General features: G+C 73.3%; 22 protein-coding genes. 9 read left to right on the forward strand and 13 right to left on the reverse strand.

Annotated features, from left to right (window positions below; translation table 11 throughout):
* Positions 1-17: 17 nt before the first annotated feature.
* From FE374_RS01270 to FE374_RS01280, 3 genes are read right to left on the reverse strand one after another with little or no spacing between them, the layout of a single operon-like run.
* Positions 18-1049: an L-idonate 5-dehydrogenase gene (locus tag FE374_RS01270; RefSeq protein ID WP_139926882.1), complete on the reverse strand. Its 1032-nt coding sequence runs from the start codon at positions 1047-1049 to the stop codon at positions 18-20.
* Between the two features lie 49 nt (positions 1050-1098).
* Positions 1099-1869 (reverse strand): SDR family oxidoreductase, encoded by a 771-nt coding sequence (locus FE374_RS01275; RefSeq protein ID WP_139926883.1) that lies wholly within the window; start codon positions 1867-1869, stop codon positions 1099-1101.
* A 58-nt stretch (positions 1870-1927) separates the two neighbouring features.
* Positions 1928-3304: a GntP family permease gene (locus FE374_RS01280; protein ID WP_139931205.1), complete on the reverse strand. Its 1377-nt coding sequence runs from the start codon at positions 3302-3304 to the stop codon at positions 1928-1930.
* 218 nt (positions 3305-3522) lie between these two features.
* Here FE374_RS01280 and FE374_RS01285 point away from each other — a divergent pair, with 218 nt between their 5' ends.
* Entirely contained in the window at positions 3523-4260 is a 738-nt protein-coding gene (locus tag FE374_RS01285; RefSeq protein ID WP_139926884.1) for a FadR/GntR family transcriptional regulator, read from the forward strand.
* A gap of 40 nt (positions 4261-4300) precedes the next feature.
* On the opposite strand, the gene FE374_RS01290 is transcribed toward FE374_RS01285, so the two are convergent.
* From FE374_RS01290 to FE374_RS01310, 5 genes are all read right to left on the reverse strand, one after another.
* A complete protein-coding gene (locus tag FE374_RS01290) occupies positions 4301-4753 on the reverse strand; it encodes a gluconokinase (protein WP_139926885.1) in 453 nt (150 codons plus the stop codon).
* A 143-nt stretch (positions 4754-4896) separates the two neighbouring features.
* Entirely contained in the window at positions 4897-5646 is a 750-nt protein-coding gene (locus FE374_RS01295; RefSeq protein WP_456319107.1) for an amino acid ABC transporter ATP-binding protein, read from the reverse strand.
* Positions 5647-5816: 170 nt separating this feature from the next.
* Positions 5817-6602 (reverse strand): amino acid ABC transporter permease, encoded by a 786-nt coding sequence (locus tag FE374_RS01300; protein ID WP_168205536.1) that lies wholly within the window; start codon positions 6600-6602, stop codon positions 5817-5819.
* A gap of 10 nt (positions 6603-6612) precedes the next feature.
* The gene (locus tag FE374_RS01305) at positions 6613-7446 is read right to left on the reverse strand and encodes an ABC transporter substrate-binding protein (protein ID WP_139926888.1); all 834 of its coding nucleotides are present in this window, start codon (positions 7444-7446) and stop codon (positions 6613-6615) included.
* Between the two features lie 154 nt (positions 7447-7600).
* Complete coding sequence (locus FE374_RS01310; RefSeq protein ID WP_139926889.1) at positions 7601-9343, reverse strand: pyruvate dehydrogenase; 1743 nt, start codon at positions 9341-9343, stop codon at positions 7601-7603.
* A gap of 175 nt (positions 9344-9518) precedes the next feature.
* Here FE374_RS01310 and FE374_RS01315 point away from each other — a divergent pair, with 175 nt between their 5' ends.
* Positions 9519-9983, forward strand: coding sequence for a nucleoside deaminase (locus tag FE374_RS01315; protein ID WP_139926890.1), 465 nt, complete (start codon positions 9519-9521; stop codon positions 9981-9983).
* Positions 9983-10504: a GNAT family N-acetyltransferase gene (locus FE374_RS01320; protein ID WP_139926891.1), complete on the forward strand. Its 522-nt coding sequence runs from the start codon at positions 9983-9985 to the stop codon at positions 10502-10504. The genes FE374_RS01315 and FE374_RS01320 overlap by 1 nt, the downstream gene beginning before the upstream one ends.
* A gap of 33 nt (positions 10505-10537) precedes the next feature.
* Here FE374_RS01320 and pgm read toward each other — a convergent pair whose 3' ends face one another.
* Entirely contained in the window at positions 10538-12220 is a 1683-nt protein-coding gene (pgm, locus tag FE374_RS01325) for a phosphoglucomutase (alpha-D-glucose-1,6-bisphosphate-dependent) (protein ID WP_139926892.1), read from the reverse strand.
* 358 nt (positions 12221-12578) lie between these two features.
* On the opposite strand from pgm, the gene FE374_RS01330 reads away from it, so the two are divergent.
* From FE374_RS01330 to FE374_RS01340, 3 genes are all read left to right on the forward strand, one after another.
* A complete protein-coding gene (locus FE374_RS01330) occupies positions 12579-12929 on the forward strand; it encodes a rhodanese-like domain-containing protein (protein ID WP_139926893.1) in 351 nt (116 codons plus the stop codon).
* 50 nt (positions 12930-12979) lie between these two features.
* Positions 12980-13855, forward strand: coding sequence for a DUF5926 family protein (locus FE374_RS01335; protein WP_139926894.1), 876 nt, complete (start codon positions 12980-12982; stop codon positions 13853-13855).
* A gap of 148 nt (positions 13856-14003) precedes the next feature.
* Entirely contained in the window at positions 14004-14810 is an 807-nt protein-coding gene (locus tag FE374_RS01340) for a glycosyltransferase (RefSeq protein ID WP_139926895.1), read from the forward strand.
* 141 nt (positions 14811-14951) lie between these two features.
* Here the strand turns inward: FE374_RS01340 and FE374_RS01345 are convergent, their stop codons facing one another.
* Positions 14952-17474, reverse strand: coding sequence for an alkaline phosphatase family protein (locus FE374_RS01345; protein ID WP_139926896.1), 2523 nt, complete (start codon positions 17472-17474; stop codon positions 14952-14954).
* A 97-nt stretch (positions 17475-17571) separates the two neighbouring features.
* Here FE374_RS01345 and pheA point away from each other — a divergent pair, with 97 nt between their 5' ends.
* A complete protein-coding gene (gene pheA / locus FE374_RS01350; RefSeq protein ID WP_139926897.1) occupies positions 17572-18621 on the forward strand; it encodes a prephenate dehydratase in 1050 nt (349 codons plus the stop codon).
* Positions 18622-18627: 6 nt separating this feature from the next.
* Here pheA and FE374_RS19345 read toward each other — a convergent pair whose 3' ends face one another.
* From FE374_RS19345 to FE374_RS01365, 3 genes are all read right to left on the reverse strand, one after another.
* On the reverse strand, positions 18628-21183 hold the full coding sequence (locus FE374_RS19345) for a M48 family metalloprotease (RefSeq protein WP_139926898.1): 2556 nt from the start codon (positions 21181-21183) through the stop codon (positions 18628-18630).
* A gap of 9 nt (positions 21184-21192) precedes the next feature.
* Entirely contained in the window at positions 21193-21783 is a 591-nt protein-coding gene (locus FE374_RS01360) for a hypothetical protein (protein ID WP_139926899.1), read from the reverse strand.
* A 129-nt stretch (positions 21784-21912) separates the two neighbouring features.
* Positions 21913-23169 (reverse strand): diacylglycerol/lipid kinase family protein, encoded by a 1257-nt coding sequence (locus FE374_RS01365; RefSeq protein WP_139926900.1) that lies wholly within the window; start codon positions 23167-23169, stop codon positions 21913-21915.
* 65 nt (positions 23170-23234) lie between these two features.
* Between FE374_RS01365 and serS the strand changes: the two genes are divergently transcribed.
* Positions 23235-24506, forward strand: a complete 1272-nt coding sequence (gene serS, locus FE374_RS01370) for a serine--tRNA ligase (protein WP_139926901.1) — start codon at positions 23235-23237, stop codon at positions 24504-24506.
* A complete protein-coding gene (locus FE374_RS01375) occupies positions 24503-25438 on the forward strand; it encodes an HAD family hydrolase (RefSeq protein WP_139926902.1) in 936 nt (311 codons plus the stop codon). The genes serS and FE374_RS01375 overlap by 4 nt, the downstream gene beginning before the upstream one ends.
* Positions 25439-25581 lie beyond the last annotated feature (143 nt).

Here is a 25581-nt window from a genome sequence, read left to right on the forward strand (position 1 = left end):
GAGCCGGGCGTCGGGTGTCAGGCGGTGGCGCCGTCGTCCTCCTGCCACAGGGAGATGACCACCTTGCCGGAGGTCTCGGAGTCCTTGGCGGCCGCGAAGGCCTCCAAGGCCCGGTCGGCTGACAGGGTGTGCGTGATGACCTGCTCGATCGACGGGTTGGCCCGGAGCATCTGTACGGCCTCGTCGATCTCGTCGTCGAAGCGGAAGGACCCCCGCAGCTGCAGCTCCTTCGAGACGAGCGGGGCGAGGTTGACGGGCCGCGGCTCGTTCGGCACCATGCCGACCTGGACCACGATGCCGGCGCGGCGACCACCGACGAGGGCCGGGCTGATCGCGGCGGGGGCGCCCGAGCACTCCAGCACGATGTCGAACGCCATTGCCGGGATCTCCTCGACGCCGACCTGGACCGTGCCGTGCACGCCGAGGGCCCGGGCCCGCTCGAGCGGGCCGGAGAGGACGTCGGTGGCGACCACCTCAGCGGCACCGTCGGTGAGGGCGCCGGCGGCGGCGAGCAGGCCGATGGGGCCGGACCCGGAGACCAGCACCCTCTTGCCCGCGACGCCGCCGGCGACCCGGATGCCGTGCAGGCCGACGGCGAGCGGCTCCGCAAGCGCGGCGCGGCGCAGCGTCAGGCCGGCGGGCAGCACCCTGACCATCTCCTTGCTGACCAGGAGGTACTCGCTCATGCCGCCCTGGGTGTGCGGCCAGGTCGAGGCGCTGCCGAGGTAGGCACCGCCGGGCCAGAGGTGGCGACGGTCCTCGATGCCGGCCTCGGGCGTGCCGAACGTGGCGGGGTGGACGGTCACCGGGGTGCCGGGGGCGAGCTCGCCGGAGGGGTCGAGGTCGACGGTGCCGGAGACCTCGTGGCCGGGGACGAGCGGCTCGCGCACCACGTACTCGCCGTTGGCGCCCTCGTTGTAGTAGTGCAGGTCGGAGCCGCAGATGCCGCCGAACGCCATGCGCAGGCGGACCTGGCCCGCGCCCGGTTCGGGGGTGGGGAGCTCGACCTCCTGCAGGTCGAGCTTGCCCTTGATGACGATCGCCTTCATCGGGATCTCCTTCTCGGTGCCGCGTGGAGGTAGGCACGGCGGGACGGCGTCAGACGACGGAGGTCATGCCGCCGTCGACGAAGATGTTCTGCCCCGAGACGAAGCTGGAGGCGTCGGAAGCCAGGTAGACCAGCGTCCCGACGAGCTCCTCGAACTTGCCCCACCGCTGCGCGGGGGTGCGGTTCACCACCCAGGCGTTGAAGGTCTCGTCCTCGACGAGGGCCTTGTTCATCTCGGTGGCGAAGTAGCCGGGGGAGATGGCGTTGACCTGGATGTTGAAGCGGGCGAGGTCGGCGGCCATGCCCTTGGTGAGCATGACGAGGCCACCCTTGCTCGCCGAGTACGGCGCGATGGTCTGGCGGGCCAGCATGGACTGCACCGACCCGATGTTGATCACCTTCCCGGAGCCACGTTCGGCCATGCTGCGCGTGACCTGCTGGGAGACGTAGAACGCGCTGGAGAGGTTGGCGGCGACGATGTCGTCCCAGTCCTTGACGTCGAAGTCGTTGAACGGGGCACGGCGCTGGATGCCGGCGTTGTTGACCAGGATGTCGGGCACCCCGTGCCCGGCCACCAGGGCGGCGACGCCGTCGTGCACGGCCGCGTGGTCGGTGACGTCGAAGGTGACGCTCCCGGCCGGGGCGGTGCCGGTGACCAGCGTGATGTTGTCGGCGGCGCGTGCGAGGACCTCCGTGTCGCGGCCGTGGAGGACGACGCGTGCGCCGGCCGCGGCCAGGCCGGTGGCCAGGGCGTTGCCCAGGCCGCGCGAGGAGCCCGTGACGAGGGCCAGCCGGCCCGTGATGTCGAAGACGTTGGTCATGTCGCTCCTTCGCAGATACGGGCTGGGCCGCTCGGCCTGGGCTGCCCGGCCTGGGTCGTCAGCCGATCCAGAAGATGACCAGGGTGAACAGGAAACCGACGATCGACTCGAGGGTCTGCTGGACGGTCCAGGTCTTCAGGGTGGTCTTCACGTCCATACCCATGAGTCGGCCCACCAGCCAGAACCCGGAGTCGTTGACGTGGCTGGCGAAGACCGAGCCGGCGGCAGTGGCCAACGTGATCGCGACGATCTGGATCACGCTGTAGTCGCCGGCGGCAACGGCCGGTGCCATGAGCCCGGCGGCGGTGACCAGGGCGACGGTCGCCGAGCCCTGCGCCACGCGAAGCACGACGGCGATGACGTACGCGGCGACGATGACGGGCAGACCGATGTCGGCCAACGAGTCCGACAGTGCGTCGCCGATGCCCGAGGTCCGCAGCACCCCGCCGAACATGCCGCCCGCGCCGGTGATGAGGATGACCGAGCAGACCGGGCCGAGCGCGGAGTCGACGACCTTCTCCAGGGCGGTGCCGTGCTCGCCGCGGCGGCTGCCGAGCACGAAGATCGCCACGAGCACGGAGATGAGCAGGGCCACCGGGGCGGTGCCGAGCGTGGAGAGCACCTGGACCCAGGTGGCGTCGCCGTCCACGACGCCGGCCGTGTCGAGGAAGTCGAGGCCGGTGTTGAGGAAGATCAGCAACAGCGGCAGGAGCAGGATGGCGATGACCGTGCCGACCCCGGGCGGGTTCACCTGGCGGTCCTCGTCCACGGTCCCGAACAGGGCGGGCACGGGAAGGATGTAGCGACGGCCGACGTAGGTGCCCCAGAGGTAACCGGTGAGGTACCAGAGCGGGAACGCCATGATGACGCCGATGAGCAGGACGAGGCCGATGTTCGCGCCGTAGAGCTCGGTCGCGGCGACCGGGCCCGGGTGCGGGGGCACGAAGACGTGCATCACGGAGAAGGCAGCGGCGGCCGGCATGCCGAAGAGCAGCACGTTGTTCCCGAGGCGCCGCGCGACGGCGAAGATGATCGGCAGCATCACCACGAGGCCCGCGTCGAAGAAGATCGGGAAACCCATGATCAACGACGCGAGACCGAGGCCCAGCGGTGCCCGCTTCTCGCCGAAGACGTCGACCATCTTCTCGGCGAGCACCCTCGCCCCGCCGCTGTGCTCGACCATCTTGCCGAGCATCGCGCCCAGCCCGATCAGCAGCGCGACCGACCCCAGCGTGGTCCCGAAGCTCGTGACCAGGGTGGGCACGATGGCGGCGACCGGGATACCCGTGGCGAAGGCCGTGAGCAGCGAGACGAGCACGAGCGTGAGGAACGCGTGCATCTTGAAGACGATGACGAGGATCAGGATCAGGGCGATGGCGGCGGCGGCGATGCCGAGGAGCGCGCCCGCGCCGAGCGTCTGGGTCCAGCCTTCCAGTGCTTCCACAGCTGCCTCCGTGGTGTCGTGCGAACTGCCGGCCGGGAGGTACGTCGACGTCCTCGTCGGCGGCGGTCCCCGCGTGCGCGGCGGGGGAACCAGGATCGGATCGGGTCGGCCGGCGGTCGTGCCGGCCCCGCCAGGTGGACAGGGGAACGGGTGTTGACCAGGGACGCTACTCTCAGCCGAACCAGACGGCTCGGGGAGAGGATCGACGCGTGCGACGGGTGGGTGAGCGTGCACCGGTGCTGCACAGCGACGTGCTCGACCGGCTGGGGCGGGACATCGCGCACGGCGTGTGCCCGCCCGGCAGCGTGGTGACGCTGTCCACGCTCGCGGAGGAGCACGGCGTGTCACGCACTGTCGTCCGGGAGGCGGTGCGGGTGCTGGAGTCGCTCGGCATGGTCGAGTCCCGTCGGCGCGTGGGGGTGCGGGTGCGGCCGGTCGAGGACTGGAGCGTGCTTGACCCGCAGCTGGTCTCCTGGCGCCTGACCGGGCCGCAGCGCGACGACCAGCTGCACCGCCTGACCGAGATCCGCCTCGCCATCGAGCCGACGGCGGCACGCCTGGCCGCCCGTAAGGGCGCCCCTGAGGTGGGCGAACGCCTCGTCGAGCTCGCCGCCACGTTGCGGCGCCTGGGCGAGGACGGCCGCGGCGCCGACGCGGAGTACCTCGAGGCGGACGTCGCGTTCCACACTCTGCTTATCGAGGCGAGCGGCAACGACATGCTGGCCGCGCTCCAGGACATCATCGCGGCGGTGCTGATCGGCCGCACGCACCTGCGCCTGACCCCCGCCAACCCGGTGCCCGTCTCGCTCGACCACCACGAGGCGGTGGCACATGCCGTCGCGGCCGGTGACGAGGACCGGGCCGAGCACCATGCCCGCGCCGTCGTCATGGAGGTCTGGCACGAGCTGCGGGACGTGAGCTTCACGCCGCCGCTGGCGCCGGCCTGACGCCACGCAGCACGACGTGGCAGCCTGGCCTGCGGCGTCGTCAGCCTGGCAGGTGGAGCCGGCTGAGGACCCCGTCGGTGATCTGCTCCGGAGCACCGGCGATGCCGACCTCGATGCCGTTCTCGTGCGGTTCGAGCGCCTCGAGCGTGCTGAGCCGCGAGGGCAGCAGCGACGGCGGCATGAAGTGACCGGTGCGCCCGCTCATCCGCTCGGCGATGAGCTCGGCCGAGCCGGTCAGGTGCACGAAGCTGACGTCCTGGTCCGGCCCGGCGAGGATGTCACGGTAGGCGCGGATGGCGCGTAGCCAGGGCCAGCGGTCCTCGTCGGTCAGCGGCGTGCCGGAGGCCATCTTCTCGACGTTGGCCGTGCTGTGGAACTCGTCGGCCTCGGCCCGCACCCAGCCGAGCCGATCGGCGAGCAGCCCGGCGACGGTGGTGTTTCCAGAACCCGCTACGCCCATGATCGGCAGGTGCTTCGGGCTGTGCTTCGCCATCGTTCCGCCTGTCGGTTCGCCGTCGTCCGCGGTCTTTCCGGGGCGACCCGGAGGGCACCAACCTAGCGGCGGGCGGCGGGCACGACACCCCGGCGGGCGGGCGGGCGGGCGGAGTGGGGCCGGGGCCGGTGACGCGGCCGGGCTCAGAGCACCTTCGACAGGAAGGCCTGCGTTCGGGTGTGCCGCGGGTTGCTGAGCACCTCGCGCGGCTCGCCCTCCTCGACGATGACGCCTGCGTCCATGAAGATCAGGCGGTCGCCGACCTCCCGGGCGAAGCCCATCTCGTGGGTCACCACCATCATCGTCATGCCGGACGAGGCGAGGCGCTGCATCACGTCGAGCACCTCGCCCACGAGCTCCGGGTCCAGCGCAGACGTCGGCTCGTCGAAGAGCATCATGTCCGGGTTCATCGCCAGCGCACGGGCGATCGCCACGCGCTGCTGCTGCCCGCCGGAGAGGTGGGCCGGGTAGGCCTCGACCTTGTCGCTCAGGCCCACGCGGTCGAGCTGCTGGCGGGCCACCTGCTCCGCCTCGGTGCGTGACCGCCCGAGCACCCGCCGCTGGGCCAGGGTGAGGTTGCCCAGCACGCTCATGTGCGGAAACAGGTTGAACTGCTGGAAGACCATCCCGATACGGGTCCGGATCCGGTCCACCTCGACCTCGGGGTCGAGGATGTCGACGCCCTCGATGCGGATGGACCCGCTGGTGGGTTCCTCGAGGAGGTTCACCGAGCGCAGCAGGGTGGACTTGCCCGACCCCGACGGGCCCACGATGCAGACCACCTCGCCCGGTCGCACGGTCAGGTTGATGCCCTGGAGCACCTCGTTGTCGCCGAAGGACTTGTGCAGGTCGGTGATGTCGATGGCGGCCACCCCCGCCGCCGGGTGGGCGATGCCCGACGTCGCTGGCTGGGTGCCGGCGGGTGCGGTGTTTCCCGCTGAGGTGCTCGACGCAGGGGTGCTCGACGCAGGGGTGCTCGGGCGTGCCGCGCTCGGTGCCGCGTCGGTGCTGCCCGGTGCCGGGAGGGGGGTGCCCGGGATCGGCTCCGGGGTGCTCGGTGCGCTCATCGGGCCCTCGCCATCTTCCGTTCGAGCCAGGCCACCAGCCGGGTCAGCGGGATGGTCACCAGCAGGTAGAGCATCGCCGCCATGATCAGCGGGGTGCCGTTGGCGGTGGTCGTCAGGCCGTCCCGGGCGAACGTGGTCAGCTCCTTGGTGAACACGGTGGAGCCGGCGATGAACAGCAGCGAGGTGTCCTTGAGCAGCAGGACGAACTCGTTGGTCATCGGCGGGATGATGATCCGGAAACCCTGGGGCAGGATCACCCAGAACATCGTGCGTCCCTCGGACATACCCAGCGAGCGAGCCGCCTCCGCCTGCCCCTTGGGCACGGCCTGGATGCCGGCCCGGATGACCTCGGCCATGTAGGCCGAGGCCACGAGGATGAGGCCCACCAGGCCGGCCCCCACCTGGCCGCCCGGCACCTTGATCCCGAACGCGATGGGCAGCATGTACGCCATCGCGAAGATCGTCAGCAGCGCGGGGACCCCGCGGAAGAACTCGATGTACGCGGTGGCGAACCACCGGTACGGGGCCACCGTCGAGAGCTTGAGCAGAGCCATGACGACGGCGAGCACCAGGCCGCCGACGAACGAGATCGCCGTGAAGAGCAGCGTGTTCTTCAGCGCGATCGTGATGATCTCGGGCAGCTGGTCACGGGCGATGTCCAGGCGGAAGAACTGGTTGCCGATGCGCTCCCAGTCCGCCGCCACGAGGACGAAGACCACCACGGCGGCGAATATCGCGTAGTTGACGCCCCGGGACAGCCGGCGCTTCGTGGTCTTTCGCATGGCGATCCGGTCAGGAGCCGTCAGCGGTGAAGTAGGAGCTGTAGATCTCGTCGTAGGTGCCGTCGTCGCGCAGGGTCTGCAGCTCGGCGTTGACGGCCTCCCGCAGCGCGGTCTTCTCGCCCTTGGCGAAGGCGAAGCCGTACTGCTCGTCGGTCTCGAACTGCTCGACGATCTTGTAGTTGGGGTCGGCGACCTCGTGCTCGCGGTTCACCGGCCAGTCCTGGAGGATCGCCTCGACCTGCCCGGCCTGCAGGGCCGGCCACATCTCGCCGTCGCCGGGGTAGTCGACCAGCTTCGCCTCGGGGGCGTTCTCCTCGGCGTAGGCCTTCCCGGTGGTGCCCTGCTGGACGGCGACGGTGCGGCCGGCGAGGTCGGCGATGCCGGTGATGTCGGAGTCGGCGGGCACCAGCAGGGACTGCAGCGAGTCGTAGTACCCGTCGGTGAAGTCGATGTTCGCCTTACGCGCGTCGGTGATGGTGATGGCCGAGGCGCCGATGTCGCACTGGCCGGCCACGAGGGTCGTCCCCGACTGGAGCGCGTCGAAGCTGACGTCCGCGACGACGAGCTCGAGCCCGAGGTTGTCCGCGATGGCCTGCAGCAGGTCGATGTCGAACCCGGAGTAGCCCGACGGCGCATCGGCGTCCTCGAACTCGAAGGGCACGTAGGGCACCTCCGAGCACGCGGTGAGCGCGCCGTCCTGGATGAGGTCGAAGTCGCCCCCGGCAGCCGGCTCGCTGCCGCCGGTGGTCTCGGCGTCCCCGCCGTCGCTCCCGGCACCGCACGCGGCCAGCAGGAGGGCCGCGCCCGTGGCGACGGCGGCGAGACGGATCTGGCGTGCGGACATCGTGGCCTCCAAGGGGGCGATCAGCGCAACGTAGCGCCAACACATGGCATCAGGTTCGTGTTTCGGTGGGGTTACACCGACGTTGCGGGAGTGTCGCAGACCACAGTGCCACAGGCAAAGAGTGTCCATGGTGTGTCCGACGAGCCGAGCTGGCTCAGGGGCGCGGCACGTTGCGCAGGTTCGACCGGGCCATCGACATGACCTCCCCCATGCCGCCGCCCAGGATCTGTTTGGTCATCGCCGTCGCGAAGCCGCGGATCTGCCCGGCGGTGATCGACGGCGGGATGGACAGCGCGTTGGGGTCGGTGACGACGTCGATCAGGGCGGGCCCGCGGCGGGCGAGGCCGTCGGTCAGGGCTTTGCGCAGGTCGCGCGGGTTCTCCACCCGCACCGCCGGGATGCCCAGGGCCAGGGCGACCGCCCGGAAGTCCACCGGCGGGGAGTCGGTGGCGTGCGGGGGCAGGCCCTCGACAAGCATCTCGAGCTTGACCATGCCCAGGGAGGCGTTGTTGAACACCACGACCTTGACCGGGAGGTCGTAGTGGCGCAGCGTGATGAGCTCGCCGAGCAGCATCGACAGCCCGCCGTCGCCGGCGAGCGCCACCACCTGGCGGTCGGGGTCGGCGAACGCGGCGCCGATGGCGTGGGGCAGCGCGTTGGCCATGGAGCCGTGCAGGAACGAGCCGACCACCCGGCGTCGTCCGTTGGGGGTGAGGTACCGGGCGGCCCAGACGTTGTTCATGCCGGTGTCCACGGTGAACACGGCGTCGTCGGCGGCTGCCTCGTCGAGCACGACGGCCGCGTACTCGGGATGGATCGGGACGGTCTTCTCCACGTTGCGGGTGTAGGCGCCCACCACCTTGCCCATCAGGTCGTCGTGCTTCTTCACCATCGAGTCGAGGAACTTGCGGTGCTTCTTGCGCTGGACCAGGGGAATGAGCAGGCGCATCGTCTCGGCGACGTCGCCGTGCACCGGCAGGTCCAGCCGGGTGCGCCGGCCCAGGTGTCGTGCGTCGTTGTCGATCTGCGCGGTGCGCACCCCGGCGGGCAGGAAGCTCGTGTAGGGGAAGTCGGTGCCCACCAGCACCAGGAGGTCGGCGGACTCCATGGCCTCCTGGCAGGCGCCGTAGCCCAGCAGCCCGGACATGCCGACGTCGAACGGGTTGTCGTACTGGATGACCTCCTTGCCGCGCAGGGAGTGCCCCACCGGGGCCGCGGCGACGTCGGCCAGCTGCAGGACGGCGTCGTGCGCGCCCCGCGCCCCGGCCCCGACGAACAAGGTGACCTTCGTGGCGGCGTTGATCGCCTCGGCCAGGGCGGCGACGTCCGCCTCGTTCGGCACGAGCCGGGCGGGGCACGCGCCCGGGATGAGGATGGGGGCGCCGTCGTCATGGATCTCCGCGTCGGCGACGTCGCCCGGCAGGGTGAGCACGGCGACCCCCGGGGTGGCGACGGCGTGCTGGATGGCGGTCCGGGTCACCCGCGGCACCTGCAGAGGCGAGGAGATCAGCTCGGAGTAGACGGACGCCTCGGTGAAGAGCCGGTCGGGGTGGGTCTCCTGGAAGAAGGTGGTGCCTACCTCCGCGCTGGGGATGTGGGAGGCGATGGCGAGCACGGGCAGGCCGGAGCGGTTCGCGTCGTACAGGCCGTTGATGAGGTGGAGGTTGCCCGGCCCGCACGAGCCGGCGCACGCCGTCAGCCGGCCGGTGACCCCCGCCTCCCCGGCAGCGGCGAAGGCGGCCGCCTCCTCGTGGCGTACGTGGACCCAGTCGATGCCGTCGGTGCGGCGCACCGCGTCGACCACGGGGTTGAGCGAGTCCCCGACGATGCCGTACACGCGCTCGACGCCGGCGGCGACGAGCTGGTCGACGAGGTGGTCGGCGACGGTGCGAGCCATGGTGTCCTCCTGGGTGGCGGCGCCCACCGGTGGCGGTGGGCGGGTCCGCGTCGATCCTGCCGCCGCTCACCGGCCCGCGCCCGTCGGCCCGCGCCCGCCGGGGTGCGGCACCGTGGACCCGGCAGGTTTCCCGCACCGCCCGGCGGGTGTCGGTGGCCTCTGCCAGGATCGGCCCATGGAGGCACGCAAGGTCGCGGACGACGGCGGGGCGCTCGCCGTCGCGCTCGCGGAGGCACAGGCGGGCCGCGCGGAGGGCGGGATCCCGATCGGGGCGGCGCTGGTCGTGGACGGCGAGGTTCGCGCCGTCGGCCGCAACCGGCGTGTCCAGGCCGCCAGCGCAATCCGCCACGGCGAGACGGACTGCCTGGAGAACGCCGGGCGGCTCCCGGCGGCGGTCTACGCCCGCGCGACGATGGTGACCACCCTGTCCCCGTGCGACATGTGCGCCGGCGCGATCCTGCTCTACAAGATCCCCCGGGTGGTGATCGGCGAGAACCGGACCTTCCGCGGCGCCGAGGACCTGCTGCGCGCACGCGGTGTGGAAGTGGTGGTGCTCGACGACGCGGCGTGCGTGGCGCTCATGGAGTCCTTCATCGCCGCCGAGCCGGCGCTGTGGCACGAGGACATCGGGGAGGCGTGATGAGCGACGGGACTGCGGCGGCCGAGCCGCTGGAGCTGCGCGAGTGGGCGGCGGGGGACCTCGCGGTGGTGGAGGGCACCATGGGAGCGGTCACGGCCACCCGTCACCTCGGCGGGCCGGAGCCCGCGGCGAAGCTGGCCGAGCGGCATGCCCGCTACCTGGCGCTGGCGGGGTCGGGCCTGGGTCGGATGTTCGTGATCGTGACCGGCCCCGACGCCCAGCCCGCCGGGTCGGTGGGGTTCTGGGACGCGGAATGGGCCGGCGCGCGGGTGTACGAGATGGGCTGGAGCGTGCTGCCCGCGTTCTGGGGGCAGGGCATCGCCACCCGCGCGACCGTGCTGGCGCTGGCCCATGCCCGGGAGGCGGGGAAGCATCGCCGGGTGCACGCCTTCCCGTCCGTGGAGAACCTTGCTTCCAACGCCGTCTGCCGGAAGGCGGGATTTACTCTGGCCGGCGAGGTGGAGGTCGAGTACCCGAAGGGCCGACCGATGCGTGCCCACGACTGGCGCTACGACCTGTAGCGGGGTGGGTCCGGCAGGCGGGTGCCTGTCGGACTATCCCGCCAACGCCGCGTCCACGACCTTCTTCGCCTCGTCCTGCACCTGCCCCAGGTGGTCCGGCCCTCGGAAGGACTCGGCGTAGATCTTGTACACGTCCTCGGTGCCGGAGGGGCGGGCGGCGAACCAGGCGTTCTCGGTGGTGACCTTCAGCCCGCCGATGGCCGCGCCGTTGCCCGGGGCCTCCGTGAGGCGGCCCGTGATGGCCTCGCCCGCGAGCTCGGTGGCGGCGACGTCGTCGGGCCGCAGCGCGCCGAGCTTGGCCTTCTGCGCCTTGGTGGCCGGGGCGTCGATGCGCGCGTAGGAACTGGCGCCGTGGCGCTCGACCAGGTCTGCGTGCAGCTGGCTGGGGGAGCGGCCGGTGACGGCAAGGATCTCCGAGGCGAGCAGCGCCAAGAGAATGCCGTCCTTGTCGGTGGTCCACACGTTGCCGTCCGTGCGCAGGAACGACGCGCCGGCAGACTCCTCACCGCCGAAGCCGACCGACCCGTCGAGCAGGCCGGGCACGAAGTACTTGAACCCCACCGGCACCTCGATGAGACGCCGCCCCAGGCCGGCGGCTACCCGGTCGATCAGGGCCGAGGAGACCAGCGTCTTGCCGATCGCGGCGTCCTCGCGCCAGCCGGGACGGTGCGTGAACAGGTACTCGATCGCGACGGCGAGGTAGTGGTTGGGGTTCATCAGCCCGCCGTCGGGGGTGACGATGCCGTGCCGGTCGGAGTCGGCATCGTTGCCGGTGGCGATGTCGAAGGGTGCCGATCCGCCGTCGGGCGCCTGCATCTTCTCCCGCAGTGACGCCATGGCGTAGGGGGAGGAGCAGTCCATGCGGATCTTGCCGTCCCAGTCCAGGGTCATGAACCGCCAGGTGGGATCCGTGGTGGGGTTGACGACGGTCAGGTCCAGGTTGTGCCGCTCCCCGATCGCCCCCCAGTACTCCACCGCGGCACCGCCCAGGGGGTCGGCGCCGATGCGCACGCCGGCCTCCCTGATGGCGTCGAGGTCGAGGACGTTGGCCAGGTCGTCGACGTAGGAGGTGAGGAAGTCGTGCTTGCGCGTGGTCTCCGCCGTCGCGGCGCGCTCGAACGGGACGCGTGCGACGCCGCGCCACCCGGAGCGCAGGATCTCGTTCGCGCGGGCCGCGATGACGGAGGTGGCGTCGGAGTCGGCAGGGCCGCCGTGGGGCGGGTTGTACTTGAAGCCGCCGTCGCGCGGGGGGTTGTGCGAGGGCGTCACGACGATGCCATCGGCCCGGCCGGGGCCCTGGGTGCGCACCCCGCCCGTGGTGCCGGCGCCGTTGGCGCGAAGGATCGCGTGGGAGACGGCCGGGGTGGGGGTCCAGGAGTCGCGGGCGTCGACCTGCACCTCCACGCCCGCGGCCGTGAGCACCTCGAGGGCGGTGCGCCACGCCGGCTCACTGAGCGCGTGCGTATCGCGGCCGATGAACAGCGGGCCGTCGATGCCCTGCGACCGGCGGTACTCCACGATCGCGGCGGTGGTGGCGACGATGTGCGCCTCGTTGAACGCGCCGTCGAGGCTCGAGCCGCGGTGGCCGGAGGTGCCGAAGACGACCTGCTGGGCCGGGTCGTCCATCTGCGGCTCGCGGTCGTAGTAAGCGGCGGTGACCTCCTCGACGTCGATGAGGTCTTCGGGCAGGGCGGGGGTACCGGCGCGCTCGTGCATGGGCCGATCCTGCCACCGCCCCCTGGGGGGCGCCCGACTTCACGTGTTGTTCGCCTGCCGGTCAGGTGGTGGGCCACCTTCCCCCCGAGCCGGGGGCGCGGGGGTCGGCGCGCGCATCGACGGCGCATCGTCGGGCCGAGGGCTGACGGTCCGCCATGCGCACTCGGTCCGTCGACCAGCCCTCGGTGCGCCGAGCGACCGTCGTTGGGCCGAGCGAGGGTCGTCGGGCTGAGCGAGGGTCGTCGGGCCGAGCGAGGGTGGTCTGCCACGGGCGCTCGGTCCCAACACCATCGCTCGACGGCGGAGCGCACGTGGGCCGGTGTCCCGCCGTCGCCGGACTCGTGCTTAACCTGGGACCATGGCACTTCCGACCCTCCCCGGCACACCCGTCACCGTGGCGGACCTCGACCGCGACAACCCCGGCCAGGGCATCGTCATCCTCGACGTGCGCGAGCAGGACGAGTGGGACGCCGGGCATGCCCCCGGCGCGGTCCACATCCCCATGGGCGAGCTGCCCGCCCGTGTGGACGACCTGCCCGACGGTGACCTGCTCGTCGTGTGCCGCTCCGGCGGGCGGTCGGCCCGCTCGGTGGCCTGGCTCAACCACTCCGGCTATGACGCCTACAACCTCGAGGGCGGGATGAAGGACTGGCAGGCCGCCGGCCTCCCGCTCACCGCCGACGGCGCACGGCCTGCGACGATCCTCTGACGGCGACCATGGCCGCGTGACCGCCGCGGTGGCCCGTACGCTAAGGCCCCATGGGTAAGAAGAGCCGCAGCAAGCGCCAGCCCCAAGCGGGCACTCCGAAGCAGAAGCGTCAGGAGGTGGCCTACGTCGAGCGGCCCTTCGAGGGGCTGCCCGGCGAGACCGACCTCGTCGCCATGCGCGAGGTGGTCCCGGCCGCCAGCGTCACGGTGCGCACCACCGCCGAGCACGGCGCGCGCGAGGTCCAGCTCGTCACCCTGCTGCCCGAGTCGCTGCCCGCGCTGCACCGCGAGGACGGCACCGTGCTCGTCGCCCTGCAGAACGCCCAGCACTCCGGGGACGCCTCCCGCGACATCGCCGCCGCCCTGCTCGACGCGCTCGAGCTCGAGCCGGGCACGCCGCTGACCACGGCGGGGCTCCCCGAGCCCGGGCCGCGCCTGCAGGACATCCTCGACACCTCCGTGCCCGTCGAGATCACCATGCACGACACGTTCGACTACTGGCTGACCCCCGGCGAGCGCGACGCCGACGTCGAGCACGCGCTCGAGCACGCCAGCGAGAACATCATTCCCACGGTCAAGGTCGACGGCGTCGACTCGGCGTACTGGGTGCGCATGGGCAACCGCGAGTTCCTCCGCTGGGCCAGGCCCGAGAACCAGGAGCGGGTCCTGGACGGCATTGCCCGCCTGCACGCGGCCCGCCAGTCCGCCCTCGACGAGGGGTCGAAGTTCATCGGCGCGTTCCGCACCTGCGGCATCCTCATCCCCGTCTGGCAGCTCGCCCCGGGCACCGAGGCCGCCGAGCTCGTCGAGCCGCTCAAGGCGTTCGACACCACGCTGCAGGCGGCCATCGCCTCCACCGAGCCGCTCACCGCGGACGAGCGACGCGCCCGCGCGGGCATCGTCTCGCGCCAGGTCGCGCTGCGCTGAGGGACGCGCCCGGCCCGCGGCGGACGCTGTCGGGCCGGGGCGCGGGACGCCGTCGGGCCGGGGCATGTGAGCCGATCGTCATGGTCAGGTCAAGGCCGTACCGCGCGAGTGTGCGCCGCAGGTCGAGATCGTGGATAGGCTTTCCCATGTGAGACAAGCAGGAGCGAGGTCGCAGCGGGTCGCGGTGGTGATCCCCGCCAAGGACGAGGTCGACCGCATCGCCGCGACCGTCCGGGCCGCCCGCGCCATCCCTCACGTGGACCTCGTGCTCGTCGTCGACGACGGCTCCGAGGACGACACCCAGCACGCCGCCCGGGCGGCCGGCGCCGTCGTCGTGCGCCACTCGGTCAACCGGGGCAAGGCCTCCGCGATGGAGACCGGGGCGTCCGTCGTCGCGATGCGCGACGTCGAGGGTGTGGCGCCCCGGCTCCTGCTCTTCCTCGACGCTGATCTCGGCGAGACGGCGGTCGCGACCGCCCCGCTGGTGCCGCCGGTGCTCGAGGGACGGGCGGACTGCGCCATCGCCGTCCTGCCCCCGCAGCCGGGAGCCGGCGGGCGGGGCATCGTCACCGGGCTGGCGCGCCGCTCGATCGCCCGGGCGACGGGGTGGAACCCGACCCAGCCGCTCTCCGGGCAGCGGTGCATGACGCGCGCCGCGTTCGAGGCGGCCAGCCCGCTCTCACGCGGCTGGGGCGTGGAGACCGGCATGACGATCGACCTCCTCGTGGCCGGGTTGACGGTCCAGGAAGTCCCTTGCGACCTGCGCCACCGACCGTCGCGCAACGACCTTTCCGGTCAGCTGCACCGCGGCGCGCAGTACCGCGATGTCGCCCTGGCCGTGAACACTCGCCGGGTGCGCGGGGTCAAGGTGCCCAGCCCGCGACGCGGGGACAACCCGACCAATCAGCGGCCCGGCCGCCCCTACCGGGCCTGGGCGCCGGCCACCGGGAGCTGACCGGCGGGCAGGACGGCGTCCGCTCTCGACGCCGACCCCGCCCGGTCCGTCAGCCCCGCGCGAAGCTCGGCGCCCTCCCTTCGCGGTGAGATGTCATCTTCTCCGTCAGAAGTCATGACATCTGACGGAGAAGATGACATCTCACCGAGAAGATGACATCTCGGGGGAAGCGGGAGCGGGGGCGGCGACGCTGCCGTGCTGCAGGAGCCACCCGGTCACGACGGCGACGAGCAGCGGCACGGCAAGCGAAGTCCCGATGGCCGGCAGCACGATGCCGGAGTCGTTCACCGCGAACGCAATCGCGAACGTGACCCCGAGCGCGACGAGCGTGGGCCGCAGCATCACCGCGTCCCGGTCGATGCGCCCGATGGTGTTGCCGCCGGTGAGCCAGCCGTAGCTGCCGTGCCCGCCGACATCCCGGCCGCGGGCCGTCCGCAGCGGCCGGGTCAGGAGCATCACCACCAGGACGATGCCGCCGATGGCGAGCAGCGTCAGGGTCGAGCCGAACAAGTTGGTGAGGTTCTGCGCGGCCTTGCGGGTGATGACCGACCACAGGCCGCCGTCGAGCACCGTCTCGATGAACCGGCCCAGGTGTGAACGCTCGCTCGGCGGCCGGAGCCAGTCCACCACCGAGAAGCTGATCGCAGCGACGGCGGTGACGGCGAGCACCACGGCAATGCGCCGCCAGGTCAGCCGCACCCCCATCGCGAGCAGCCCGAGCACGAGGAAACCGGGGATGAGGGCCGGGGGGCCACCGAAGTCCGCGCCGATCGACGGCGCCCCGTCCAGCACCGTCGCGACCACGCCCACCACCGCGATGACGGCCGCCGCCCACACCCGCCGGCCGCGCCGCACGAGCGGGTCGGTCAGGCACATCGCCACCAGGATGGTCGAGGCCGCGAACAGCGAGAACGAGGAGTTGTTGAAGCCGTAGAACCGGCCGCCCACCTGCGGCTGGACGCCCATGAGGGAGGAGACCTGCAGCCGGGCCCCGGTAAGCACGTCCACCGCCAGCAGCACCGCCGTCAGACCGGCGACGACGGCGACCGGCGCCAGCAGCCGCCGGCGCCACGGGCCGAGCAGCGCGACGGCGGCCACGGCGACCGCGAGCACCACGGTCGCGCCGTACAGGGCGAGCCCCGGGCTGCCGGCCCGCCACCAGGGCAGCAGGTTCGCGAGGTAGGTGGCGACCGGGACGGCGCCGACCACCACCGCCGCGGTGCGTAGCGCCCGCAGCAGCGGCACCGGTCGGCGCGAGCGCAGCGCCCGCGCCATCCGGGCGGAGGTCGTCCCGCCGCGGGCCTCCAGCCGGGCCGCGGTGCCGTCGAGCATCCGGCGGTTCAGCCCGAGCGTGACCACCCCGTACAGCAGGAGGTTCACCAGCACGAGAGCGGAGTAGAACGGGCCCACGAGCGAGCGGATCTCCACCGCGTGCCGGTTGACGTCGACGAGGTGGGCCACCCGGGCGGGCCCGGAGCGGCCGTCCTCGACCGCCGAGAACGGCGCCCCGGCCAGGCCCGCGGGCACGTCCACGCCCAGCATGCCCAGCACCGTGGGAGTGAGGTCGGTGGACTGGACCATGCCCGGCTGGCGGGTGGAGCGGGTGTCGAGCAACGCACCGCCGGCCGGCACCGTGGGCATGGCGGGACCGGCGGCGGTGACCATCTGCATGAGGGCGACCGACCCGGAGTCGGCCAGGGAGGCGAGCAGCACGGTGGCGGCCGGCGCGGTGGTGCGCACGGCGTCGAGGACCGCGCCGACCCGGGCGTCGACGGCGGCCACCTGCAGTCCGCGTTCGGGGGACTTCAGCAGCCACGCCTCCTCGGCGGGCAGCGTGGGCGTCTCCGCCGGCTCGGGCTCCTCGGGCAGCGTGGGGGCGCCGGCCGCGCTGGGCACCGACACCAGCGGGCGGTTGCGGTCACGCACGCTGCCGACGTCGATGACGGCGAGCGCGTGCCCGGGCAGCGCCTGCGCCACCTGCGCGCCCATCCGGACCGAGCTGGTGGAGGCGAAGGCATGGTCGCCCGCCACCGTGCCCGCCGAGGTGGCCAGCGCGACGGCGGCGCCCGGCCCGACCGCGACGGAGGTGACCCCCGCGGCGGCGAGCGTGTCGCCGAGCAGGCCGGGTGTGGCGTCGTAGGAGGCGGCGTCGGCGGCGCCGAGGTAGTCCGCCCAGCCGGGCACGGCGCCGTCCTCACGGGCGGGGGGCAGGTCCCGACAGGTGCCGAACTCTTCCATCGGCACGTCCGCGGCCCGCCGTCCGGCGGAGAGCGCGAGCCACCCGTCGGCGGGGCAGGTGGAGGAGCGCACGGATCGGACCACCATGTTCGCGCTGGCGCCCTGCTGGGCCAGCTGCCACATGTTCGGGGTGGCGAGCGCGGAGAGGTCCTGCCAGCGCACGCCGGTGGTGCCGATGACGACCAGGGGGGCCTCGGCCGTCACGGCCCCGGCGGGGGTGGTGGCGGCGCCGGTGGTGGCTGTGGGGGCGGTGCTGGCTGCCGTGGCACTCACGGCCGACGCGCCTGACGCCGTCGTCCTCGCCGCCGGTGCGGCGACCGCGGACAGGAGCGGGAGGACGAACGGCAGCACCAGTGCCAGCGCGACGACGAGGGCGAGGATCGTCGCCCGGCGCCGCTGCCGCTGCCGGCGCTGTGTGCTGCTCACGCTGGGAAGCCTACGTGCCAGGTCCCGGACGGCGGCCGGGCGCATCCGCGCGCGGCACTAGGCTGCCGGCGATCAGGCCCCAGGCAGGAGGACCCCTATGCACGACGACGCAAGCGACGTCGAGCGCCCGGACGGCGCGGTCGCGACCCCCCGTGAGCCGCGCGACCGAGCGGCTTCGGCCGGCCGGCCCGCCACCGGCAACGGCACCGGGCGAGCCCGCTACGCCTTCCTCGGCCCGGAGGGCACGTTCACCGAGGCGGCGCTGCTGCAGGTGACCGATCCCACCGAGGCCGAGCTGGTCCCGTGCCTGGACGTGATCACCGCCCTGGACCTGGTGCGGCGCGGTGAGGCCGACTTCGCCGTCGTGCCGATCGAGAACTCCGTGGAGGGCGGCGTCAACGCCACCCTGGACTCCCTCGCCACCGGGGCCCCGCTGGTGATCGTCGGCGAGATGCTCGTGCCGATCACCTTCTTCCTTGTCGCGCGTGAGGGCATGACCCTCGAGCACGTCCGGCGCATCTCCACCCACCCCCACGCCTGGGCCCAGTGCCGCGGCTGGGTCGCCGAGCACATCCCAGGTGCGGTCCACGTCCCGGCCACCTCGACGGCGGCGGCCGCCGCGCTGCTCGCCACCGACCAGGAGGCGCCGGGGTTCGACGCCGCGCTGGTCTCCCCGCTCTCGGCCGAGAAGTACGGCCTGCAGGTCCTCGACACCGGCGCGGCGGACAACCCGCACGCCGTCACCCGCTTCATCCTGGTCGCCCGGCCGGGCTACGTGCCCGAGCCCACCGGGGCCGACAAGACCACGCTGATGGTGCACCTGCCCGACAACGAGGCCGGCGCCCTGCTGAGCATGCTCGAGCAGTTCGCGACCCGGGGCGTGAACCTGTCCCGGATCGAGTCCCGGCCGATCGGGGACTCGCTGGGCCGGTACTCCTTCTCCATCGACGCGGAGGGCCACATCGCCGAGGAGCGGGTGCAGGCGACACTCATCGGCCTGCACCGGGTCTGCCCGACGGTCCGTTTCCTCGGCTCCTACTCCCGGGCCGACGGGCACCGCCCGCACGTGCGGCCGGGCACCTACGACGCCGACTTCCGCGCGGCGCGCGAGTGGGTCTCCCGGCTGCTCGCCGGGCTGGCGGTCTGAGCCCGCTCAGGAGCCGGTCAGGTCCGTCACGGCAGCCAACCAGCGTGCCCGCAGGGCCGTGCCCTCGCTGAGCAGCTCATTGGCGGTCGCCAGAGTGGCGGCGTCCTGGTGCTCGACGGCGTCGGCAGCGAGCCGGGTCCCCTCGGTGAGCCGGGCCAGGGCCTGCACGACCAAGCCGTGGACCGCCGCCACCCGCTCGTCGGGAGGGTCGTAGGACCGCGCCTGTGCCTGCATGGCCGTCAGCGGCTCAAGAACCTCCTCACGCAGCCGCGCGGCCTGCGCGGCCGGGCTGACGGGGCCGGTGCTCCGCAGGCGTTCCTGCGCGGCGCCCACCGCCTCGAACTGCCGCATCAGCGGCAGCGCCACCTGCCCGGCATAGGCCTGGGCGTCGAGATCGTCTTGCACGGCCGCGAGCTCGGCGGCCAGGTCGACGGGGTTGCTCGTCAGGACAATCCGGCCGCCAAGCGCCGTGGCCGAGAGGGCGACGGCGAGCGTGGCGGCAAGCAGGGACCTCGCCGGGACCGCGACGCGCCGCACGGGAAGCAGTCCCACCCCCGCGACGAGCAGCGCCAGCATGAGTCCGGCGCCGAGCGGGCGCACGAGCAGCGGTTGGCCGAACGTGCGCGTGAGGTCGCCGCCCAGGGCGGTGTTCATCACCAGGAAGCCGGCGAGCGGCGTGAGGCCGGCGACGGGGAGCGCGACCAGCGCGGCGCCCACGGCCCGGACGCCCCCGGCGAGGCCCATCGCCACCATGGCCGCTGCCGCCGCCGTGGCGCCGACGAGGACGTACCCGAAGTAGCGGGCGAGCTGCTCGCCCCCCGTGCCGCCGGGGCCGGCGAGGAGCCGGAACGCCACGATGGCCGCGGCGCCCGCAAGTCCCGCGCTCAGCCCGACCATGAGGGTCCCGGCCAGGCCGGGACCCGGCCCGACGAGCCAGGCCGGGCGGTCGCCGAGCTCAACTGCCCAGGCGGGGGCGCGTGACCCGGTGCCGTGCCCGCGGAGCACGAGCGCGGTGGCCGCCGGCAGCGCCAACGCCGTCACCGTCACGAGCCAGGGCGGGTCGAGGTTTGTCAGCGCCACGAGTGCGAAGGCCCCGCCGCCGGCGTCGAGCGTGTCCACCAGTCGGCTCGCCGTCCACACCGCCACCGAGAAGACGACCGCGCTGGTCAGGAGCGCCCCCACCCAGTGCACCCGCGCGCTGGGCACGTTCGGCGCGGCGTCGGCCCACACCTCACCGAGGCCGGCGACGACCGCCGTGGCGCCCAACCCGGCCAGGCCCTGCACGAGCACCGTGAGCGGGTTGTCGGGCCCGATCCCGGACACGGTGCCCACCTGACCGAGCGAGAGCGCCCCGCCGAGGACCAGCCCGGCAGCGACCGCGAGAGCCACCGGGACGGGCCGTGGTGGTCGGCCGGAGAACCGGGCGAACAGGGCCGCACGCCACAGCCCCAGCCCGACGGCGACGCCGAGGATGGCGCCGGCCACCGTGCTGGCGAAGAGCGTCGAGAGGTCGACGTTGCCGGATCCGGTCAGGGCCGGCGTGGCCGTGGAGCGCAGCACGGGAGCCACGGCGGCCGCGAGGAAGGCGGCCGTCAGCCCGTCCACCGCGGTGGGCCGGGACGCGGCGGTGGGGTCCTCAAGAACGACCAGCCGCTGCCCGACGGTCGGGTGCTGCGCCCGGAGCCGTCCCCAGAGGGACGGCCTGCTTCCGGGTCCGAGGGACGACAGCAGCGCGCCGAGGTCCCGCCGGCGCCCGTCGTCGCCGCGGGCGGCGGCCAGGTCGGCGTCGTGCTCGCGGGCCCGCAGCACCGCGTTCGCGACCAGCCGCACCACCGTGAGGACGAGGGCTGCCCGCCACGAGTAGTCGAGCGTGACGCCGAGGTCCTCGCGCGCGAGCGAGATGGCCACCGGGACGAGCAGGATCGGGATGAAGGCGTACCAGACCGAGCGGGCCAGCCAGGCAAGGGCGACGTCGTGGTGGCGCACATGGGCCAGTTCGTGACGCAGCAGGGGGTCGAAGAGCGCGGAGTCACCGGGGCGCAGCGCCGCCTTCGGTGGCAGGGCGACCCGATAGGCGCCGGGTACGCCGTAGCTGAACGCGTCCCGCTGGGTGGCGCCGCCGATCATCAGCCGCGGCGGGCGGCGCAGGCCCTGCTCGGCCGCCAGCTGTGCGGCCCGCAGCCCGGCGCGGGCCAGTCGCGGGGGGAGCGGGCGCAGGCGCCGACGGCGCTCCAGCACCACGGGCACGGCGAGGAGGACGACGCCGCCGCCCACCAGGGTGGCCGCGGCGCCACCGGCGCTGTACGCCGCGCGGCGGCGCTCGACGGCGGCCGTGCACCGTTCGAACGTCGCCTGCTGCTGGAGCGGGTCGGCCGCCGGGACCGTCGAGCAGCTCGTCACCTGCTGCTGCCAGGCCTCGCCCTCGAGGAGGGTGTGGGTCCAGGAACCCACGTACAGACCGCCGGCGAGGATGGCCAGCACGAGGAGCACGAAGCGTGCCGTCGTGGGCGAGGGATAGACCAACGTGTCAGGCCGGCCGCGGACGCCCGCGACGGTGCCCACCGGTGCCCCTCAGCCGGACACGAGCACGCCGCCCGCGACGGCGTCGGCGAGCAGGGCGGCGCGCGGCTCCTCGATGCCGAGGTCGCGCGCCCGCCGGAACGCGATGTCGCGGACGGTGTGGGCCTGGTCCGGGGTGAGCGCCGGTGTCTTCCCGCCACCGGCCGGCGTACCGGTGCCCGGTCCGGCTGGCGTACCGGTGCCCGGTCCGGCTGGCGTACCGGCGCTCGGTCCGGCCGGCGTGCCCGCGCCGGGTCCGGCCGGTGTACCGGCGCCGGGGACCACGTGCCGGATGACGCCTCGGACCCAGGCCGCGATCGCCGGCTTGAGCTCGTCCTTGAGGGCGTCCCGGGCCACCCCGAGCAGGAACTGCACCACCGGCGCCAGCACCGCGAGCACGTAGGGCGTCAGGAGGGCCAGGTCGACGCCGAAGCCGACGGACTCGTCGGTGCGCCGGGGCCGCAGCACGCCGTCGGGATCGGCGAAGTACTCGGCACTGGTCTCCTCGAGGAGGTCCAGCTCCTCCGGCGCGGTCTGGGCGAGCACCGCCTCGGCCAGCTCGACGGCGAGCTGCTGCTCGTGCTCCGCGCCCGGATCGTCCATGGTCGCCCCCCGCTCGGCGGTCCTGCGCCGTATCCCGCACCAGCCAGGATCCTCCGCAGGCGGCGGAGCGGCAAGCACCGGCCGGCGGTGGTGTCGAGAGGGCGCGACTGTGCCCGTGCGGCCCCCGGCCTACGCCGTGCGGACGACCAGCGCGCCCGGCTCCACCCGCGCGTAGATCGTGGTGGCGTAACCGACGAGGTCGCCGTCCACCTGCACGTGCTCGGGCTCCTCGGTGCGCACGACCACCTCGTGGCTGCGCCGGAAGTTGATGGACCCCGTGCTGTAGGGCAGGAGGTCCTTGCGGATGCCCACGCCCTGCAGGGTGACCTTGCGCAGCAGGTCCGCCCAGCCGATGATGCCGCCGCGCGTGTCGATGGCCGCGATGTCCAGCCAGCCGTCGTCGAGCTGGGCGTCGGGGAAGAGCACCACGCCGCCCGGCAGGCGCCCGACGTTGGCGAACAGGATGGTGCGGGCGGTGACGAGCTCGCGTCGGCCGGAGTCGCCGAACTCGACCGTGGCGCGGATCCGCGGGCCGGTCAGGTGCCGCACGCCCGCGACGAAGTACGCCATCCAGCCGAGCTTCGCCTTCAGCTCGTCGTCGGCGCCGGCCACCATCGCCGCGTCGAACCCCAGGCCGCCGATGACGAGGAAGACGTGCTCCTTGTCCGGGTCGTCCGTGTCGACCGGCAGGGTGCCCACCTCGACGCGGACGTCGTCGTCCACGGGGACCGACGGGTCGAGGAAGCGGCCCTCCGCGGCCTCGCCGGACTCGGTCATCTCGGCGGAGCGTGCGGTGGAGGCGTCGGCCCGGCCGTGGACCTTCTCAGCCTCGTCGGGGGCGAGCGGCTCCGTGCGCAGCCAGCCCAGGTCCATCGTGCGGTTCCGGCCGGTCAGCGCGGTGACCACCATGTCCCGCCGGCTGCTCATCGGCAGCTCGAGGTTGCGGGCCAGCAGGTTCCCGGTGCCCAGCGGCAGCAGGCCCATCGGCACACCGGAGCCGGCCAGCCCCTCGGCGACGGCGCGCACGGTGCCGTCCCCGCCGGCCGCGATGATGACGGAGGCACCCTGCTCCAGGGCCGCGCGCGTCTGGCCCAGCCCGGGATCCTCCACCGTGGTCTCGAACCACAGGGGGTCAGGCATCCCGACGTCGTGCGCGGTGCGGGTGACGAGCCGGCGCAGCTCCTCGCCGTCGGCGCCCTTGGACGGGTTGAAGACGACGGCGGGCGGGCCGGTGCGCGGATCGTCGGCGGCCTCCTCCGGGCCCGGGTCCTCGTAGGAGAAGGTCGGGGTGCGGGGCAGTGCGGCGCGCCAGGCGACGACGCTCATGGCGAGGGCGAGCAGGGCCACGAGCAGCGCGGCCAGCGCCACCCAGGCTTCCCACGTCATGGGGGCAACCTACCGCGCGCGGGCGCCGATCGGCCCGACGGGAGGCGCCCGTTAGGCTTCCAGCCATGATCGACCTGCGAGCACTGCGTGAGGACCCGGAGAAGGTGCGCGCCAGCCAGCGCGCCCGCGGCGCGGACGAGGCCCTCGTGGGCACCCTGCTGGAGGCGGATGCGCGGCGCCGCACCACTCTGGCCTCCTTCGAGGAGCTGCGCGCCGAGCAGAAGCAGGTCTCGAAGTCCGTGGGAAAGGCCTCCGCCGAGGAGCGCCCCGCCGTGCTCGCCCGCGCCAAGGTGCTCGCCGAGCAGGTCAAGGCCCTCGAGGCGGCCGCCGGCACGGCGCAGACCGAGCTGGACGAGCTCGCCCGCACCGTGCCCAACGTGGTCGACCCGGCCGCCCCGGTGGGCGGCGAGGAGGACTACGTCGTCCTCAAGCACGTGGGCACCCCGCGTGACTTCGCCGCCGAGGGCTTCGAGCCGAAGGACCACCTCGACCTGGGCGAGAGCCTGCGCGCCATCGACGTGCGCCGCGGCGCGAAGGTCTCCGGCGCGCGGTTCTACTTCCTCACCGGCATCGGTGCCCGGCTCGAGCTCGCCCTCCTCAACTGCGCCATGGACCAGGCCCTGGCCAGCGGGTTCACGCCCATGATCACCCCGACCCTGGTGCGCCCGGAGACCATGCAGGGCACCGGCTTCGACGTCGCCCACGACGCCGAGATCTACCGCCTCGAGGCCGACGACCTCTACCTCGTGGGCACCTCCGAGGTGGCCCTCGCCGGCTACCACTCCGACGAGATCCTCGACCTCACGGCCGGCCCGGTCCGCTACGCCGGCTGGTCGTCCTGCTACCGCCGCGAGGCCGGCTCGCACGGCAAGGACACCCGCGGCATCATCCGCGTCCACCAGTTCAACAAGGTGGAGATGTTCTCCTACGTGCCCGTGGAGGACGCCGCCGCCGAGCACCAGCGGCTGCTCGCCTGGGAGGAGGAGATGCTCGCCAAGGTCGAGCTCCCCTACCGGGTCATCGACACCGCCGCCGGGGACCTGGGCGCCTCCGCCGCCCGCAAGTTCGACTGCGAGGCGTGGCTGCCCACCCAGCAGCGCTACCTCGAGCTGACCTCGACGTCGAACTGCACCACCTTCCAGGCCCGCCGCCTCGGGGTGCGCGAGCGGACGGCCGACGGCGACACCCGCCCCGTCGCCACCCTCAACGGCACCCTGGCCACCACCCGGTGGATCGTCGCGATCCTGGAGAACCACCAGCAGCCCGACGGGTCGGTGCGGGTCCCTGTGGGCCTGCGCCCCTACCTCGGCGGGCTCGAGGTCATCGAGCCCGTATGACGGGACCGGTGGCGGGCGGCGCCTGGCGGCCGCCGGGCGAGGAACGTCGCGGGGGCGCGGCGGGCAACGGTGTGCTGCCGCTGGGGGAGCGTGTCGCGCGCTGGCGCGAGGCGCTGCCGGCGACGCTGCCACCCGCGGACGACCTGCTGGTGGCGCTCGACATCGACGGCACCCTCCTCACTCACGACGGCGACCTGAGCCCCGCCGTCGCCGACGCTGTCGCTGACCTGCGTGACGCCGGCGCCCAGGTGGTGCTCTCCACCGGACGGTCCGTCCAGGGCGTCACTCCGGTGGCCGCCCAGCTCGGCCTGACCGAGGGGTGGGCGGTGTGCTCCAACGGGGCGGTGTGCATCCGCCTGGACCCCGAGCTCGACGGCGGCCACGTGATCTCCGACGTCGTCACCTTCGATCCCGGGCCGACCCTGCGGCTGCTGCGCGAGGAGCTGCCCAGCGGGTTGATCGCCGTCGAGGACCTCGGACGCGGCTTCAAGGTCAGCGCCCCCTTCCCGATGGGCGAGCTGACCGGGGAGGTGCAGGTGGTCGACTTCGAGGAGCTCGTCGCCGCCCCGGCCACCCGCGTGACCCTGCGGGCCCCCGAGCTCAGCTCGCAGGACTTCCACGACCTGGTCGAGCGGGTGGGGCTGCACGGCGTGGGCTACGCCGTCGGCTGGACCGCATGGCTGGACATCTCGCCCGACGGCGTCAACAAGGCCAGCGCCCTGGAGACGCTCCGGGGCCGGCTCGACGTGCCCGCCGAGGCCACCGTGGCCTTGGGGGACGGGTCGAACGACCTGGAGATGCTGGCCTGGGCCGCGCACGGCGTGGCGATGGGCGGCTCCGCGGAGGCCGTGCAGAGCGCCGCCGACGCGGTGACCGACGACGTCGCCCACGACGGCGCCGCCGTGGTGCTGCGCGCGCTGCTCGACCGCTGACGCAGCCCGGTCGTCCGGCGGAGGCCCGCCGAGCGCGGGTGTTCGCGCGGAGCGCGGGTGTTCGCGCGGAGCGCGGGTGTTCGCGGCACGAGCGGGTGGCAGACCACCCGCCTGTGCCGCACGGAGCAGCGCTCGGCGCGGCC

Source organism: Georgenia yuyongxinii (assembly GCF_006352065.1).
In the GTDB taxonomy this organism is placed as follows: Bacteria; Actinomycetota; Actinomycetes; order Actinomycetales; family Actinomycetaceae; genus Georgenia; species Georgenia yuyongxinii.

Coding starts and splice junctions, on each gene's coding strand:
- FE374_RS01300 (WP_168205536.1), bottom strand. CDS start 6,602: ATGCGAAAGACCACGAAGCGCCGGCTGTCCCGGGGCGTCAACTACGCG.
- FE374_RS01330 (WP_139926893.1), top strand. CDS start 12,579: ATGGCACTTCCGACCCTCCCCGGCACACCCGTCACCGTGGCGGACCTC.
- pheA (WP_139926897.1), top strand. CDS start 17,572: ATGCACGACGACGCAAGCGACGTCGAGCGCCCGGACGGCGCGGTCGCG.
- serS (WP_139926901.1), top strand. CDS start 23,235: ATGATCGACCTGCGAGCACTGCGTGAGGACCCGGAGAAGGTGCGCGCC.
- FE374_RS01315 (WP_139926890.1), top strand. CDS start 9,519: ATGGAGGCACGCAAGGTCGCGGACGACGGCGGGGCGCTCGCCGTCGCG.
- FE374_RS01275 (WP_139926883.1), bottom strand. CDS start 1,869: ATGACCAACGTCTTCGACATCACGGGCCGGCTGGCCCTCGTCACGGGC.
- FE374_RS01365 (WP_139926900.1), bottom strand. CDS start 23,169: ATGACGTGGGAAGCCTGGGTGGCGCTGGCCGCGCTGCTCGTGGCCCTG.
- FE374_RS01305 (WP_139926888.1), bottom strand. CDS start 7,446: ATGTCCGCACGCCAGATCCGTCTCGCCGCCGTCGCCACGGGCGCGGCC.
- FE374_RS01270 (WP_139926882.1), bottom strand. CDS start 1,049: ATGAAGGCGATCGTCATCAAGGGCAAGCTCGACCTGCAGGAGGTCGAG.
- FE374_RS01320 (WP_139926891.1), top strand. CDS start 9,983: ATGAGCGACGGGACTGCGGCGGCCGAGCCGCTGGAGCTGCGCGAGTGG.
- FE374_RS01310 (WP_139926889.1), bottom strand. CDS start 9,343: ATGGCTCGCACCGTCGCCGACCACCTCGTCGACCAGCTCGTCGCCGCC.
- FE374_RS01360 (WP_139926899.1), bottom strand. CDS start 21,783: ATGGACGATCCGGGCGCGGAGCACGAGCAGCAGCTCGCCGTCGAGCTG.
- pgm (WP_139926892.1), bottom strand. CDS start 12,220: ATGCACGAGCGCGCCGGTACCCCCGCCCTGCCCGAAGACCTCATCGAC.
- FE374_RS01375 (WP_139926902.1), top strand. CDS start 24,503: ATGACGGGACCGGTGGCGGGCGGCGCCTGGCGGCCGCCGGGCGAGGAA.
- FE374_RS01290 (WP_139926885.1), bottom strand. CDS start 4,753: ATGGCGAAGCACAGCCCGAAGCACCTGCCGATCATGGGCGTAGCGGGT.
- FE374_RS01335 (WP_139926894.1), top strand. CDS start 12,980: ATGGGTAAGAAGAGCCGCAGCAAGCGCCAGCCCCAAGCGGGCACTCCG.